Raw genomic sequence first — 16,206 nt, 5'->3', positions numbered from 1 at the left:
TCACCGGCTGTCGGAATTAGTAGTCTCGGTACGAATCTCGTAGTAGCTAAGGGCACGTAGGAAAACGTCGCGGTCGACCGGTCGCCGCGAGTCGTCGAGCAGCGTCGAGATGCCGATCGCAGTGCCTGGGGCGGAGCTCTGCCACGGCACGATCACCAGCGACTTCGGCGCCTCCTGGTTGCCCAGGATTGACATGCCGGACAGCGCCTTCGGGGCTCCGTCAGCCGCGGCGGGCTTCGAGGTCGGCGTTTCCGTGGACGACGCGTCCGTCAGCGGCTCTTCGGCCGCGGCGGTCGTCGCCACGAGCAGCAATATCGCCGTCCTGGCGAATCTCTTCATGGGGTCTCCTTGACCGCGATGCGATTGCGCAGGTCCGCGATCCATTTGTCGACCTCGGCGTCCTCCGGCACGACACGGCGGTACGCCTTGTAGTGCTCGAGAGCGCACGCTGCGTCGCCGAGGTACAGGTCGCAGAGGATCGCCAGGTTCCGGTGCGCATGATGGAAGTCCGCGAACTTCGACAGCGCCGCCTCGTAGCTCGCGCGCGAGTCTGCGAATTCGCCCTTTCGCCGCTGCACGAGTCCCAACTCGGTGAGCGCCGCAGGGTGATCCGGGTTGCGCTCGAGCGCAGTCAACAGGCTGACCTCCGCGCTCTCCAGGTCGTCCGTGCGAGCGTATGCAACGCCCAGCGCGAGGTGCGCTGCCGTTGCGTCGGGGGACTCCTCGGTTACCACCTTCAGGCGATCGATAGCGCCCGTGTAATTCCCTTGCTCCATCAGCTCGATGGCCGCGTCGAAGCTCGCTCGCACGTCGTCGCTCGCGGCGACCGGCTGGGAGATCGTGAAGCCTGAGGGATCCCGATCGACCGCGACGTTCGTCGCCTTCGAACCGCCGGGCACCGTCTTGGGTCCTGCCTTCCGCGCCCCGTCCGTTGCGCAGCCAGCCGCGAGTAACAGGGCAGCGCAGGACGCCACGATACGGATCGCTTTACGGCATCGCACGGGTCACCTCCTCGTCTTCCGCGGCAGGCGGGGCGGCCACGGGCGTCTCGAACGTCCCCTGGCGTGGGCCGACGAACCGGGAAGCCGGCGACCGATAGACGTAGCGATCGAGGGTGTCCGGATCTTCGGGGATCGACTCACTCTTGGCGTAGCGGCCCGGCACCATCTCGCCGAGCTTGCGGAGGCTGTTCTCCGTCCAGTCATTGAACACGCCGGCCTGGAGCAGCTCGAGATTCTCCTCGTGCAACTCGATGGCGCGTTCCTCGAACGGAAATGCCTCTTCCTCGAGCACCAGTTCGTACTCTGCGAGTTCGGTGGGCTCCAGGTCGGTCGGCCGCTCCGATTCGAATAGCGCGCGACTGAACTCGAGGTAGGTCTCGGCCATGTAGAAGGTGGCGGCCGCAGTGACGTCCGCAATCTCGTAGCTCACCAGGTTCTCCATCGCGCCGATAACCTCGTCCATCCGCCGCTGTTTCTCGGCGAGACTTTCCTCGAACGGCTGCAGCAGCTCGATCGCCTCGAAGCCGTCGTAGAGCGGTTCGGTCAGCACCAGCGCGGCTCGTGCGGCAAGAGTGCGTGTCCGGGGAGTGCGCGCATCGCCCGCCTCGGCGTCGGCGCGCACGATGTCGGAGAGAGTTTCGCGGTACAGCACGCTGCGGCCCGCGGTCTTGTGGATCCGCGCAATCTTCTGGCGCACTTCGACGGCGGGCTCGACAGGGCGCGGAAAGAGACCGACGTAGCGCGCGTAGACCTCGAGGGCTCGGTCGAACGCGTCGGTACTCTCCCACAGGTCACCCGCGACGAGTAGGGCCTCGCCCTGCAATTGCGGGTCGTCGGCCTCGGCGGCGACACGTTCGTACTCGACGGCCGCACGCGACGGGTCGTCGCTCTCGCGGTAAGCATTCGCGATCTGTTGGGTCGCCTCGTGGCGCAACTCGTGATCAGGGTAAGTGTTGCGAAAGTCCTCGAGCACACCGGCAGCTTCGGTCCAGGCCTCGAGCCTTTGCAGCGCCACGCCCGCGTCGTATTCTGCGGTGGGACGCAGCGTCGACGTCGGCGCCGAGAGACGAACCCGAAGGAAGTGATCGGCCGCCGCTCGATAGTCCTCGGCGGCGTTGGCCAACTCGCCCTGCTTGTAGATCGACGCCGCGAGGTTATCGACGAAGTTCGCGTGCGTCTCGTCGCTCTGAGGCGTCATCGTCAGTACCTGTGTGTAGGCGATCTCGGCGTCGGGGTAGCTCTCGAGGTCGAACGAGCCGTGTGCGACGACGGTCCAAGCGGAGCGCCGGATGCTGTCCTCGGCCTCCGCATAGCCGTCAAGGAGCTGGCGCGCAGTAGCGATGGCAACCCCGTGCGCGCCGAGTTCGTACAGGTCGTCTGCCGCCGCTCCCAGGACAGGCGCTGCGTGTTCGTGGTCGGGAAAGGCGTCGGAGAAGCGCAAAGAACTGTCCACCGTCGCACGGGTCACCACATCTCGATCGGACGCGTCGTCGGCCAGCGCGTCGAGTTGTCGTCGGTATGCATAGACCGCCGCGTAGCCTGCCGCAGCGGACTGTTCGTGTGGCGGGTAGTCGTAGGCTGTGCTCTCGTACGCAAGCGCGGCCTCGCCGTGGTTTCCGTGCTCGAGCAAGAGATCAGCCAGGCGGTAGTGGACGGCCGGCGTGTTCGGGTCGGTGGGGAACGCGGTAAGGTAGTCGCCGTACCAACGACTCGCCTCCCGGAATCCGATCGCACGGTCCTCGTTGTCGTCGACCTCCTCGGCGTTCTGGAACAAGGCGTGGTAGTGCGTTGCAAGGTCCTCGAGGTTCGACTTGAGGTAGGCCACCACCTCCGGAGAATCGGTGGGGTCGAACCGCGTCCAGTACTCGGCTTGCAGACCGTAGCGCGAGGCGAAATCGCGTTTCGACTCGAGGACAAGCTGCGGGAAACTGCCGGCGGTGAACGTCTCGATGACGCGCATGTTGAACTGCGGCGCCGACCGGTGGAAGGGGTACAGATCGACGAACGCGTTCAAGCTCTGCGCCGCGTCGGCGTAGCGCAGTTTCTCGAGGTAGTGCTCGCCCAGGTTGCGGTAGACACGGTCCTCGTAGTCACGATGGCCGAATGCCGCAAAATATTCGGGAGCCGCGGTCGGTCCGCCGAGATTGTTCAGGCTGAGACTTACGACGCGGAATGTGTCCTCGACCCGGCGCGCTTCGTCCTCCGCGTGCTCTCCGTCGAAGTCGTAACCGGTCGAGACCTTGTGGTCCAGGAGCGCGATATAGCGGTGGAGCGCCTGTTCATAGAACTCTTGCTTGTACAACGTCCACCCGAGCTTGTACAAAGCGAGTTCGTAGTACGTAGAGGCGTCGCCGAGATCGATGACGGCGCCGTAGGCCTGTTCGGCATCACGGAACTGTCGCCGGGTGAAGAAGTATTCGCCGCGGCGGAACTGGATCTCGTCAACGTGCACGGAGTGCGGATTCGTCTGTATCAGGCCATCCATGGTGGCGATCGCGTCGTCTGTGCGGCCGAGTTCGTCGTAGGCTCGCGCCTTCTGGTAGAGCACTTTGTCACGGTGCTCGTAGTTCGGGTACTCTGCGAGCAACTCGTCGTAAAGGGCGATCGCTTCGAGCGGGCCCTCGGCATCGACCTCGTCGAGCGTGTCGCTCGCCAGAACGTCCGCCGCGGTGGTCGTGCGCTGCTCGAACTCGCGTTCCGATTCGACCGACCCCGGAAGGTCAGTGGGCAGCAGCGCGGCCTCCGTTGACTCGGGAGTGGGTCCGGGCTTCGGCGCCTCGAACGGCTTCGGCGCGGCGAGGTCCGTGCGCACCCCGAATTGCGTCTCGAGCTGGAGATCCGCGAGGCGCCGCATCGCCTCGGGACGCATCGTCGTCTCGGGCGACTCTTCGAGGAACTCCCGGTAGTGCTGCATCGCCTGTTCAAGTCCGTGCTCGACGTCGATCTCTTCGATGTCGGGTTCCACCTCGCGCAGCTCGGCGAGGGTCCCCATCGTCGACTCGTTCTGACGGGAGGCACACCCGACGAGGACCATCGATGCGACCGTCATCGCAATGGCAGCGGGACGCGTCATGGCTGATCGCCCTCCACCTGCGACTCGGCCTGCAATTCGGTCGCCAACGCTGCCGACGGTCCGGCGCGCAGCCCTGCGGCGCGGTCGTAACTGTCGGCGACGGCGTACCGTGCTTCGGTCTGCTGGGCGACCAGTCGCTCACGGCGAGCATTCAGGCGGGCGATGGCGACGGTCTCGATCATGCGGCCCTGGCGCGTCATCAGCATGTCGATGCGCTCGGTCGCCTCGCGCACGCGAGTGCTCAGGCGGTCGATTTGCGTGTCGTAGCCGACGAAGCTGTGTGCCGCCGCCTGTCGCGTGCGCACGAATGCGTCGTAGCGCACCCGCAGCGAAGCGACATCGACATTCAGTGCGATTAGCCGTTCGTGCGCGCGTGTGAGGCGCTCGTGGTACTCGGTTTCAAGCGTCCAGGTCAACACGCCGCGCAGGCGTTTGGCTCGCTGGCGGGTCGCGTCGTCCAGGCTGCTCTCCATTGCGTCGAGCCGCTCGAGCGCGATTCGCTCGTCGGTGTCGGCAAGGTGTTCGGGGCGTGGTGCCGTCAGCATCGCCTGGAGTTTGTCGGCGACGTGCTCCCGTTGCTCGAGACGCAGGCGGATGCGCGAGTCCAGCTCGCGAAAATCGGCGTCAAGGTCCGGTAACAGTGGCTCGTAGTTTGAGCCGCGGAGACCGATGAGATCCTCGAAAGCAACCAGACTCGTCGCCGATGCGTCGAGCGTCGCCCGCAGATCCTCGAGATCGAGGTAGTTGGCCAGCGCGGTCTGGAACTCGTGCGAAGCCATCAGCTGTATCAGGTAGAACGTCTCCGGTGTCGCCGGGAGGTCACGCAGCCGGATGACCCAGCCGTCGTCCTGGCGGCTTTCCTCCCGGATCAGCGCCTCGAGAAAACCCCCTTGACGGATGCTCTCGATCGAGTCGTCGATGCGGTCGATCTGCAGGCTGAACTGCTCCAGCGCCCGTCCGTAAAGAACCGCAGCGCGGCCGTGCAGCTCGAGATTGGCGTAAGCGTTCGGTGCCGCCAGCAAGACTTCTTGCACGGCGGTGTCGGTGGGGTCGCGAGAAGCCAGTACGTTCCACGGAACCAGCGCGCGGTTGTGCCGCCCGGCCGTCGCCTCGGCCCATCCCGCGCGCAACAGTGCCTGGTTCGAGAAGGGGCCATCGAGCCGCACTCGTTCGAGCGTGTTGCGAGCACGGTCGAAATCGGATGCCTCGAACAACAGAGTGCCCAGCACCAGGTTGGCCTTGTCGCGGATCGCGAAATCGGCTCCGTTCCCAGCAGGAAGCCGTCCGGCGCTGTCGAGTTGTTCGATCGCTCTCGACTCTTGCCCGTCCTGCATCAGCGCAATGCCGAGGTTGTAGGCGGCGAATCCTGCGAGGTCGGGCCCCGCCGTGACCTGGTCGAGAGTCTCGATGGCCTCGCCCGGACGGCCGGTGGCCATGAAGATGGTTGCCCGAAGGAATTCGACGTCGTCGCGGATATCGACCGGGATGTCTCCCTCGATTCGCGAGAGAGCGTGCAGTGCTTCGTCGAGCTGGTTCTTCTGAAAATGAATGCGTGCGAGTCGATAGGCGGCTTCGTTGCGAACCGTCTCGTCGACCGCGCCCTCGAGCACCGCACGGATCGCGCGACCCGCTCGATGATGCATGCGATAGTGCAGCTCGAAATCGCCTACCGAGAATTCAGCGTCGTCAATGTGAGCGTGCAGCGTGTCCAGAGCTGGCTCGTCCAGCCCGTGGTACTGCGCCAGCTCGCCATCGAGCCGACACAGCGCGTCGAAGAACCGACCCTGGTGGGCATAAAACAGCGCCTCGCCGAAATACAGGTCCTTCAGCTCAGAAGCCGACGCGGGCGCGCCTGCCAGGCAGAGCGCCAACAGGACTCCGAGTACGGGACGCGGAACACGCATCGAACTACCAGTCCTCTAATCGGATCGCAGGATCGCGGGCACCTGGCGCCGCGAGCGCCATCCCGACCAGTTTCGGGCCTACACCCTTATCGACCGTGAAGCGTTGAGTGCTGTTGAAGTCCTCGCCATCCGTCAGTTTCCCGTCAACGACGATCTCGATGTCGTGCGTGCCGGTGGCGACGTTGCCGACCCAGAGGCGCTGCACGCCGCCCTTGCGCATCGCCTCGAGTTCGCGGGCGCTGTAGAGGTAATGGGCGACAAGTCGACCGTCGACCTGCAGTCGGACCGCATCGACCCGCGCCGTGTTGTCCTCGGTCAGCCGGACGAAGAACGCGACCTGCGTTCCCGACGGGTAGAGCAGCTTCTCCTCGAGTCGCGACAGTTCCTCGGTGATCTCGAGGACGTCGGACTTGATCTCCTGTACTTGCTCGTCGAGACCCTTCATCTGCCGGCGTTCTTCTGACGCAGGATCGGCCTGGACGCCGCCCACGATCAACAGCGTCGCCGAGACGACAACCCAGGAAAGCAAGCGGGAGATCGCCGATTGCGCGTGTTCCGACATGTACCCCTCCGTTCGTCGGCCTCATGACCGAACGCGCCGCGAACGCCCCAACACCGCGTTCGGCGTGGCGTTTCGGTCGCCGGCAGCCGGGAGGGCTGCAAACGGGATGCCATGGAAAGTCGTGGGACTTTCCGGAATGTCGGCCCTGTTGGCGTTACGATATCGTCACGCCGAGTACGATTCCGTCGTGGACCCCTGCGTTACGGACTACTCCGCTCGAGTCAGTCGCAACAACGCGATCGGGCCGGCGGCAGGCTCGAAATCCCCGGGCGTCTTCCGCGCTTTCCCGATCACTGCACCGGGGGCCGGGTGGCCTCGTCACAATGCCTCATTTTGTAGGGTGCTCGGTTTCGCCGGGATCCCCAACCCGTTGTTCGCGATGGAAAACACGATGATGTCTTTCTCCGACGGCAAGGCCGCCGTGCAGGACAGGATCAACGCGGTGAAGGAGAATGAGTAACCTCCGCACGAGGCATCAAACAGCAGCGTCCGTGAGTGAGTCCTTCCAGGTCGCGAAAGCCCGCTTCCAGTCCGACCCGGTGGCGAGGAACTGCACTCCCATCCCGTACTCCAGGAACTCTGTCTGGTGCTCCGAAACCTGGATCGCCCACATCACCTCGCCGGTCAGGTGGATCTCCTTACCGCCTAGTTCGAGCGCGAGTTGGATCCGGGTACCGGTTTTGAGCACATCATTCGTTTGGATGCACAGGCCGCCGTCGGAGAGGTTCGCGACGGGCGACTGCCGGTCGAGACCCCGCTCCCCGAAACGAACCTGGAGTTGTGTCGCGTAGCGGACGCTCTCGCGACGTTCATCGTGAGGCGGGTGCCTGGGTGTGTGCGAATCCACGTTCAGGTTAATCTCGCGCCCCGAGACCGGAAGGGCAAGCAGCGAACGAAATCCCTGGGCGATGTTCGAATAATTCAGTGCTGCGAGGGTCTTCGCACCTCGGAGCTTAACCCCTCAGGGCTCAAACCGCAGCGGAAATCACGAATTCGGATTCCAGACGATCACAGCTGAATTGGGCCCCGGGCGGTGCCCTTGAAGGTAGGCCAAGGCAGTCCAGAATGGCGCGGGTCGCCTAGGGTGGGTGAATCGCGGCAACCGGGATAGTGGACATCGGAACGTCGCGACCTATCTTTGCAAAAATGCCCACTCCCAGGAGGTAACCCCGATGAGCAAGCCCAAGAGCGGCGTCTTCGCGATCGTCCTGTCGGCGTTCTGGACCGGTCTCGGTCAACTGTACGTCGGGCGGGCCGCGCGGGGTGTCTTGATGATGCTCGCCACGCCGGTGCTGTGGATGATCTCGTTCGGCGCCGCGTTCGTTACCGCCTTCATGTTCGCCGGTGTACGCAACGGCGTCACGCCCATCGATCCTGCGAGTCACCCGACGAGCAGCGGGTCGATCGCAGTCTCGGTCCTCTCGGTAGTACTCTACTTGCTACCGATCGTCTGGTGGGTCTGGGGCATGGGCGACGCGAAGCGGCAGTGCGACGCCATGAATCGACTTCAGGCGTAGAACTCTCTGGACGCCATTACGAGCGACGCGTCGGGGCAAATCAACGATCAGCCCTTGGTCAACCGCAGCACCCACTCCTTGTGTTGACCTTATTGCCCCAGTTTAGAGACCGTTAGTGCCGTGTCACGATCCTGAATGTGATGGTTCGTTGTTCGTGGAGAGTAACTGGGGGAGTCGTCCTAAATTGAGATAGAATGACCGCAACGGCAAGGAGGAACCCATGAAAAAGATGATTTTCGGCGGAATGATGATCCTCGCCCTCGCGGTGATGGTGATCCTCGGGACGGTGGCCCTGTCCACGAGTCCGGTCGAGGCGAAGGGAGGCTGGATCGCCTGTCCGAGCCCGCCCTGCGCGGCGCCCTGCGTGCTCGGAGGCGAGCCGACGGTGCTGTGCAAATCACGCGGCAGCGCTCCGCAGGCGACGACCTACGCCTGCTGTTGTTGCGGAGGCTCTGGCAATCGGTACAAACCACTCTGAACGGAGCCCTTACGGCGACGCCAGTTGGCACGATGTAGCGACCGTCTCTCGACGGCGTACTACGAGAAGTGAAGGGGACAGATCCATTCTAAAAATAGATCTGTCCCCATTAGGGTCGCGCTCGTGGACTAGATGTCGAGTTCGAATTCATCGCGCCGGACGACGCCGTCGCGGAGCGTTGCAGCAAGCATCGTGTACTCCGGCACCTCAAGCCACGTGGCTCGGTCCTCCGACAGCGGCTCCGATGACACGATGATCGAGGATGCGTCGGACGGTCCGCCGATCATCTTCCATTCGCCATCGTGCAGCCCGTAATTTCGCCCGCAGGTGTACCACAGACTCATGAAGTTCAGCATCGCCTCGCTGATCGCGCCCCCTTCCGTGGAGTAGCAGCCGAAGTCGAACGCGAAGCGTACCGCCACGATCGCGACTCCATCGGAGATGAACAGGTTGATCGGGGAATAGGTCGTGATTCCGAGACGAGCGCGGGTCGCGCGGAGGATGCGTAACGTTCCCTCGACGGCTCGGGCGATCTCGTCCGGAGTCGCGCGTGCCGAAGGATCCCCGAGCTGCGACAGGAACAGCGCGTAGATCCACTCGGAATCGCTGTTGCCCAGAATCTGCTGGCGCCACACGGGCCGGATGTGCTCGACGAGGTCGTAGCGCATCTCGTCGAACTGCTCCAGTTGCCCGTTGTGAGCCATCGCCAGCCGTGTGCCCTCGTACTGGAACGGGTGCAGATTCTGTTCATTGACGGTTACGTGTGTGTGATACGGAACACCGCGCACGTGGGCAAGGAACGCCCCAGGACGGAGCTTCTCTGCCAGCCGCTCGAGGTTTCGATCAAAAACGGGCACGGCGGTCGTCCGGTAGGTGAATGGGACGGAAGGGTTATGCGAGTCGCTGTCCCAGGCAATCAGGCCGAAACCCGCCAGGTTCAACATGGCCGCCATGCGCGGCGCATACGTCTGTTGGATCAGCGAGCTGTCGGGTCGGAACAACAGTTGGTCGAGTACGACCGGTTCACCGAGGTAGGCGAGGACACGACACATACGGGCTAGCCCTCGCTCTTGCCGTCGGGGATTCGCATCGCGCCCAGGTCGGTCTCGACCTCGTTTGGCAACACGAACCAGCGCAGCCGCTCGAACTCCGGCGCGACCTGGATTTCGGGGATCGGACCGGCGGCGGCGGCCAGGTCGGCCGCATCGGCGAAGATCCGTCGAGCCTTGTCCAGGTATGACGGAAGGACGGACTCAGGCTCGGTCGGGCGGTGTGCCCGGTAATGCATGTGGCCGTGGGTGTAGGACACGTCGTGCAGGCTGAGGATCGAAGGCGCTAGACCGTCGCGGTGCTTCCACAGCCCGGAATGCGGGCTGAAATCGTACAGCGGCAACAGCTTCCATCCCTCGTCGGCGACCATGTGCACCGCCTGCACGATGTAATCGAACGCCGTCTCGCTGATGAAGTAGTTGAAGTTGATCCGGAACCAGCCGGGCTTGAGCCCCTCGTACCCTGCGACCGTCTGCGTCTCGAAAAGGCACGACTGTTCCTCGCCGATGGCGAACAGCGAGTGGCCGTACGGCCCGGCGCAGGAGCAGCCGCCGCGGGCCTGGATCCCGAACAGATCGTTGAGCAATGCGACGACGAAGTTCCAGTGAAGGAACCGCTCGCCACGTCGAATGCACATCGAGATGATCGACAATCGATCCAACTCGGGGTTCCCCAGGATCCAGATCCTCGGGTTCGCCTTCCACGACGCGGTGGCCCTCTCGGTGAAGCGGTCCTCGTGGGCCCGAATCGTCTCTACACCGACCGAAGCCTTGAGCTGAAACACCAGGCCGGCGCGGATCGATCCGATGATGCCCGGAGTGCCGCCTTCCTCTCGTTGCACCGGATCGTCGAGGTACCGCACTTTCCACGGGCTGACGTACGACACGGTGCCGCCGCCGGGCACTACCGGCACGGTGTTATCGAACAATGTGCGCTTGGCGACGAGCACGCCCGGCGTGTCCGGGCCACCGATGAACTTGTGCGGCGACAGGAACACCGCGTCCTTCCGCGCGAGGGCCGGGTCGCACCCCTCGTCCGTCGGGTTCATCCTCACGTCGAGATATGGCCCGGCCGCGGCGAAGTCCCAGAAGGACAAAGCCCCGTGCCGATGAAGCAGCGTCGTGATCGCGATGTCGTCGGAGATGATTCCGGTGACGTTCGAGGCCGCCGAGAAGCTGCCTATCTTCAGCGTCCGATCGCGATACTGCACGAGCTTGGCTTCGAGGTCGGCCAGATCGATGCGGCCGTCGTCGTCTTCCTGGATCATCACCACTTCGGCGATCGTCTCGCGCCACTGCACGTCGTTGGAATGATGCTCGTAGGGTCCGACGAACACGACGGGGCGCTCTTCGGCCGGGATGTGCTCCAGTAATCCATAACGTCCGTCAAGGTCGTTCGGAATCCGCAAGTTCATGACGTGGATCAGTCGGTCGATGGCGCCGGTAGCCCCCGTGCCGACGAAGATGACCAGATCGTCGTCGTCGCCCCCCACGGCGTCGTGGATGATGCACCTCGCATCCTCACGGAGCCGCGATGTCTGCAGCCCCGTGCCTGACGACTCGGTGTGCGTATTCGCGTAGAGCGGCAGGACCTCGTCCCGGATGAAGTCCTCGATGATGCGCAGCGACCGGCCCGACGCCGTGTAGTCGGCATACACCACCCGTCGGGGACCGAACGGGGCCTCGACGACAACGTCGTCGCCGACGATCGAGTCACGGATCCGCTCCAGAAGCGCCTCCGTGTCGTGATCCCGGCGACGCCGTGCCTGTTCTTCGGACACGCGGGGGGCCGCCGCCAGACCCGTCAGCTCGTCGACGGCCTGGAATGGCGCCTCATCGCCGGGCTCACCGGCGTCCGCAGCCATCCGGGCGGACGATCGTCGGATCGCGGTGATCAGCGAGCGGTTGATCGCCATGAGCAGTTTCATCCCGACCGCGGAACGCTCGTCCATCAGACGGGTGAACGTCGTGGCATCCAGCTCGAGCAGGATCGCGTTTTCACGCGCGGTGCAAGTGGCACTGCGTGGCACGCCGTCGAGCAGAGCGACCTCGCCGAAGACCCGACCCGGGCCGACCACCGCCAACCGATGGCGACGCGCGCCGACCTGCATCGCGACCTCTATCGCTCCGCGGACGAGGACGTAGCACGAATCGCCGGGGGCGCCCTGAGAGAACACCGTCCGTCCGCGGGGGACTGTCCATTCGCGCATCGTACCCGCGATCTGTGTCACCTCGTCGTCGGTGAACTCACTGAAGAACGGAAGCATGCCGACGACCCGGCACGTCTCGGCAGACGGCGGAGCCGGTGGCTTGGCCGCATCGGGCCGCAGGACTGTCTGCGACTCCGGAATTTTCACCGAGCTGTCGACCGTCAGCCGCTCCGCGTCGGCGCGGTTCAGCGCACGGAGCTTGCGGCACAGTTGCTGTGCGACCGTGCGCAGGAGGTCGAATGCTGCGCCGTGGGCAAGTAACACCATTCCGTTGAACTCGGACGTGTCGAGTCGGTAACCGCGAACCTCGTCAATTGCGATCGCCGACGCGGCGCGTGGGTGACCGCTGACCATGCCGAACTCGCCGAACACCGACGCTGGGCCTACTCGCTCCAGCACGACCCGCCGGTCGCCGAGGCTCTGCTGTACCAGCTCGATCGAGCCCGATTCGATGATGAACGTCGCGGTCGGAGAGTCACCCTGCCGGAAGAGGCACGCTCCGGCCTCGACCACGAATGGCTTCAGCCGAAGCGCGATCTCCCGCGTTTCCTCTTCGGTGAGCGAGCCGAAGGCACCCGTGCGTGCCAGCAGATGGTGAAGCGGATTCACGTGGACTCCCGTTCGATCGTGACGATGCCGACACCCGTGTCAACGGACCCCTGCAGACTCACTCTACAATACGTGAACTGAGCAAGAGTCGGAGGTGGTTTTTGACCTTCAGATCGATCGGTGCCTTCTAGCCGATTCCAATCTCGGGCTGTATTCTCTTTCGTGGGGGCGGTGTACTTCGGGGGGGCGGCCCCAGAGGCCAAGAAGACGCGGATCGAGAAGATCATAAATCTGGTCGACTGCATCCTGCCCGCGCTCTTCGTCGCCACGACACATCATTAGTAGTTTGCAGCGGCCCTCGTTCGGTCTAATCTTCCCACGATGGCTTCATCCGGAAAGTTCAAGACCACTCGCTGGACGGTGATCCGCGCCGCCCGCGCCAAGGGCGAGCCCGGCTCGGCCGAGGCGCTGGCCGGTCTGTGCGAGGCCTACTGGTATCCGCTTTACGTCTTTGTGCGCCGCAGTGGACACGCTGTTGATGCCGCCCGCGATCTGACGCAGGGTTACTTTCTGAAGCTGCTGGAAAAGGACTACCTGGATGACGTGCGGCCCGAGGCGGGCAAGTTTCGTTCGTTCCTGCTGGTGTCGATGAAGCACTTTCTGGCCAACACGAGACGCGACGCGGCGGCTCTCAAGCGCGGTGGCGGACAACCGATAGTGCCGCTCGACATCGACATGGCCGAGGGGCGTTACCGTCACGAGCCGGTGGACGACGGGAGTCCCGAGCGCGCCTATGAACGACAGTGGGCCCAGGCCGTGATCGAGCGCGCGCGCGTGCGGCTTCGCAGCGAGTTTGAACAGGCGGGGAAGCTTCGAGCCTACGAATTCCTTTCAGGACACCTGACCGGGGCGGGGCGGGCCAAGCCGTACCGGGAGATCGCAGCGGAACTCGAAACCAGCGAGGCCGCGGTCAAGATGAGCGTCTCGCGCATGCGCCGCCAGTTCGGCAAGGCACTGCGCGAGGAGGTCGGCGATACGATCGACGAACCCGCAGACGTGGACGTCGAGGTCAAGTACCTGCTGACGATTCTCTGATCAGACCCAGCAGGCGTTCGAGTTCACGCTTCATCAATGCGCTTGTTTCGTGGTCGGACCCCAGCGAAGCCTCTGTCACACGAAGCCCCTCGCGCAGTAGCGCCTCGGCCTCGTCGAGTCGTCCGAGATCCGTCAGCACGTAGGCCAGCTCGGCCTTGGAATCGCCGACGTCCGGGTGCTCCTCGCCGTGGATGTCGGTGGAAATGTCGATTGCCTCCAGCAGGTTTTTCTCCGCCTCGGCCGCCCGCCCGGTCAGGCGCTGTAACTTGCCGAGGTTGTGCAGCGCAGTCGCGGTCACGCCGTGCTCGCGACCGAAGGCCTTCATGTTGATCTCGAGCACGCGCAACAGCAGGGGTTCGGCCTCGCTATACCGTTTCTGCTCTCGGCGGACGAGAGCCAGGTTGGCCATGACGATCCCGGTGTCGGCGTTGTCCGGACCGACCGCGACCATGGCGATGTCCAGTGCACGCTGGATCACGGCCGCCGCGTCGTCATGCCGGCCGGCGGCCAGGTAGGCCAGGCCAAGGTTGTCCAGCGTCCAGGCCAGCATCGGATGGTTCTCGGGCAGCGACGCTTCGCGGATCGCGATCGCCGTGCGGTACTGCTCGATTGCCTCGTCGTGACGACCCATGCGCTTGTACACAAGTCCGAGATTATTGAAAGCGAACGCCCGTGTCGGGTTGTCTTCCGCGTAGATGCGCGATTCGAGATCCTGGATATCGAGAAACATCGTCTCCGCTTCCTCGTACCGCGCCGCGTGCCGATAAAGCTCGGCCAGGTTCAGCTTGGTCTTCGCGATGGCCGGATGCTCCTCGTCATAGAAGACCTCTTGAATGTCGACAACCCTCTTGTAGAGGTCTTCGGCCTCGTCGATGCGGTCCATCGCCATGTTGACGGTAGCCAGGGAACGGATCGCGACCGCCGCTTCCTCGCTGACTTCCCCGTGGGCCGCAATGGACGCATCCACCAACCGTTGGGCGATCGGTAGCGACTGATCGTAGTCGCGTAACAACCAGTACAGCGTTTGCAGGACATGCAAGGGCCCCAGTGAGGCCCGCGTGGGGTCATCGGCCCGTTGCGCAATCGCCAGCGCCCGACGCGCGTTCTCTTCGGCCTCCTCGTACCTGGCCAACGTGGTCTGGGTCCCGGCGAACGTCGCCAGGCTCTCGGCCACCGTTTCGTGATCCGGTCCAAACAGCGCTTCCCGCCGCTCGACCGAGTTTTGCATCAACTCGAGCGCCTGATCGAGCAAGCCCAGGCTGCGGTACACACGACCCATCGTGAGCATCAGCGTGGCCTGAACTTCGGGTTCGTCGGCGAGATCGCCTCCGATACGGTCCGCGGCGTTGTCGAGGAGTTCCCGCGCGGTCGCCTCGTTCCCGCGCGCCTCGCTCGGATCGGAGACCTGGAATACACCGACCAGGAAATCGGAAACCTGCTGCGCCTCGGACTCCGCCTGCACGGCACGTTGCAGGTTGATCTGGGCGTTGCGGTACAAGAGCCCCATCCCGATCACGGTAGCGACCGCCGCAACGAAGATGCCGATGATCAGGGCAGCCGGCAGCTTGTTCCGCGAGATCAGCTTGCTCAACTGATACGCGGCACTCGGCGGTCGAGCCAGTACCGGCTCGTTGGCCAGGTGGCGCCGAATGTCGTCGGCCAGTTCGACCGGCGAGCTGTAGCGCCGGTCGCGTTCCTTTTCCAGCGCCTTCATCGTGATCAGGTCGAGATCGCCGGACAACCGCCGTGTCAACGTCGAGATATCCGCGCGGCGGGACTGCGCCAGGGCGCCGGCCCGCTTGCCGAGCTCGCTGATGCGCGTACTCGGCCTGGAAGGACGCACCTCCTTGATCTGGCGGCGGACCTCGTCGAACGCGGCCTTGCGTAAAGCACCCGCGTCGTACGGTAGCGCACCGGTGAGCAACTCGTACAGCACCACGCCCAGCGAGTACACGTCGGTGCGTGTATCGACATCGAGTGGGTTCAGATCGGCCTGTTCCGGGCTCATGTACTCGGGGGTTCCGAGCAGCACGCCCAGTGCGGTCATCGCGGAGTGGTCGGTGAGCGACTGTTCGGTCGCCTTGGCCACGCCGAAGTCGATGATCTTGGGCTGCGAGCCGGCATCGGAATCCGTGACCAGGATGTTGGAGGGCTTGATGTCGCGGTGGATGATCCCGCGCTGGTGCGCGTGCTGTAGGCCTTCGCAGATCCGTGTGAACAACTCGAGTCGACCGGCGGTATCCAGCCGCTGCCGGTCGCAGAATGCGGTGACCGGTTCGCCGTCGATGAACTCCATCGCAAAGTACGGCCGGCCGGCATCGGTTTCGCCGGCTTCATACACACGCGCGATCGACGCATGGTCCATCAGCGCCAGCGCCTGGCGCTCGGCCTCGAAGCGCTTGACCACCCGGCGCGTGTCCATCCCGTGTTTGACGACCTTCAGGGCGACGCGGCGTTTGAGCGGCTCGCTCTGCTCGGCCAGGTAGACCACACCCATCCCCCCCTCACCCAGTTCACGCACGATCGTGTACGGACCGACCCGCGAACCCACGGTTAGCCGATGGCGGTCGTCGCCGGCCCCATCGTGGGGCGTTTCGTGATCGTCCCCGGCGGACGTCTCCAGTGCCAGGTTGAGCAGGCATCCGGGGCAGTCGGAGCCGTCCACGGGCAGGGGTTTCCCACAATTCGGGCAAGGCATGGCTTCGGGCATCGAATCCTCCTGGTTCTTTCTTACCCGTCTGCTTGGCGGGTTAACAAGTGTCCTGCAA

The 16,206-nt window shown here is 64.2% G+C and carries 12 protein-coding genes and 2 pseudogenes; 4 read left to right on the top strand and 10 right to left on the bottom strand.

Going from position 1 to position 16,206, the window contains the following annotated elements; all coding sequences use genetic code 11:
* From OES25_03565 to OES25_03545, 5 genes are read right to left on the bottom strand one after another with little or no spacing between them, the layout of a single operon-like run.
* Positions 1-339, bottom strand: a complete 339-nt coding sequence (locus OES25_03565; GenBank protein ID MDH3626715.1) for a hypothetical protein — start codon at positions 337-339, stop codon at positions 1-3.
* Positions 336-1,001, bottom strand: coding sequence for a tetratricopeptide repeat protein (locus tag OES25_03560; protein ID MDH3626714.1), 666 nt, complete (start codon positions 999-1,001; stop codon positions 336-338). The genes OES25_03565 and OES25_03560 overlap by 4 nt, the downstream gene beginning before the upstream one ends.
* The gene (locus tag OES25_03555) at positions 988-4,074 is read right to left on the bottom strand and encodes a tetratricopeptide repeat protein (GenBank protein ID MDH3626713.1); all 3,087 of its coding nucleotides are present in this window, start codon (positions 4,072-4,074) and stop codon (positions 988-990) included. Before OES25_03555 ends, OES25_03560 begins: the two co-directional genes overlap by 14 nt.
* On the bottom strand, positions 4,071-5,978 hold the full coding sequence (locus OES25_03550; GenBank protein ID MDH3626712.1) for a tetratricopeptide repeat protein: 1,908 nt from the start codon (positions 5,976-5,978) through the stop codon (positions 4,071-4,073). The genes OES25_03555 and OES25_03550 overlap by 4 nt, the downstream gene beginning before the upstream one ends.
* A 4-nt stretch (positions 5,979-5,982) precedes the next feature.
* Positions 5,983-6,540, bottom strand: coding sequence for a hypothetical protein (locus OES25_03545; protein MDH3626711.1), 558 nt, complete (start codon positions 6,538-6,540; stop codon positions 5,983-5,985).
* Positions 6,541-6,886: 346 nt separating this feature from the next.
* Between OES25_03545 and OES25_03540 the strand changes: the two are divergent.
* Positions 6,887-7,000: pseudogene (locus OES25_03540) on the top strand (NAD(P)(+) transhydrogenase (Re/Si-specific) subunit beta).
* A 15-nt stretch (positions 7,001-7,015) separates the two neighbouring features.
* On the opposite strand, the gene OES25_03535 reads toward OES25_03540, so the two are convergent.
* Complete coding sequence (locus tag OES25_03535; GenBank protein MDH3626710.1) at positions 7,016-7,387, bottom strand: PilZ domain-containing protein; 372 nt, start codon at positions 7,385-7,387, stop codon at positions 7,016-7,018.
* A 325-nt stretch (positions 7,388-7,712) separates the two neighbouring features.
* Here OES25_03535 and OES25_03530 point away from each other — a divergent pair, with 325 nt between their 5' ends.
* The gene (locus OES25_03530; protein ID MDH3626709.1) at positions 7,713-8,057 is read left to right on the top strand and encodes a hypothetical protein; all 345 of its coding nucleotides are present in this window, start codon (positions 7,713-7,715) and stop codon (positions 8,055-8,057) included.
* 220 nt (positions 8,058-8,277) lie between these two features.
* Complete coding sequence (locus tag OES25_03525; protein ID MDH3626708.1) at positions 8,278-8,535, top strand: hypothetical protein; 258 nt, start codon at positions 8,278-8,280, stop codon at positions 8,533-8,535.
* A 128-nt stretch (positions 8,536-8,663) separates the two neighbouring features.
* Here OES25_03525 and OES25_03520 read toward each other — a convergent pair whose 3' ends face one another.
* The 3 genes and pseudogenes from OES25_03520 to OES25_03510 form a co-directional block, all read right to left on the bottom strand.
* The gene (locus tag OES25_03520) at positions 8,664-9,587 is read right to left on the bottom strand and encodes a class II glutamine amidotransferase (protein ID MDH3626707.1); all 924 of its coding nucleotides are present in this window, start codon (positions 9,585-9,587) and stop codon (positions 8,664-8,666) included.
* A gap of 5 nt (positions 9,588-9,592) precedes the next feature.
* Positions 9,593-11,365 carry an aminotransferase class V-fold PLP-dependent enzyme gene (locus OES25_03515; GenBank protein MDH3626706.1) on the bottom strand — a complete coding sequence of 591 codons (1,773 nt, stop codon included), beginning with the start codon at positions 11,363-11,365 and terminating at the stop codon, positions 9,593-9,595.
* A gap of 174 nt (positions 11,366-11,539) precedes the next feature.
* Positions 11,540-12,307 (bottom strand): annotated as a pseudogene (locus OES25_03510) (cyclic nucleotide-binding domain-containing protein).
* Between the two features lie 417 nt (positions 12,308-12,724).
* Here OES25_03510 and OES25_03505 point away from each other — a divergent pair.
* Positions 12,725-13,438, top strand: coding sequence for a sigma-70 family RNA polymerase sigma factor (locus OES25_03505; GenBank protein MDH3626705.1), 714 nt, complete (start codon positions 12,725-12,727; stop codon positions 13,436-13,438).
* Here the strand turns inward: OES25_03505 and OES25_03500 are convergent.
* Positions 13,413-16,148 carry a serine/threonine-protein kinase gene (locus tag OES25_03500; GenBank protein ID MDH3626704.1) on the bottom strand — a complete coding sequence of 912 codons (2,736 nt, stop codon included), beginning with the start codon at positions 16,146-16,148 and terminating at the stop codon, positions 13,413-13,415. The two genes, OES25_03505 and OES25_03500, sit on opposite strands and share 26 nt — an antisense overlap.
* Positions 16,149-16,206: the final 58 nt, after the last annotated feature.

This window comes from Acidobacteriota bacterium (assembly GCA_029861955.1).
Lineage (GTDB): Bacteria > Acidobacteriota > Polarisedimenticolia > Polarisedimenticolales > Polarisedimenticolaceae > JAOTYK01.
Note: the sequence above shows the minus strand (reverse complement) of the source record. Positions and strands in the feature narration are given on the sequence as shown.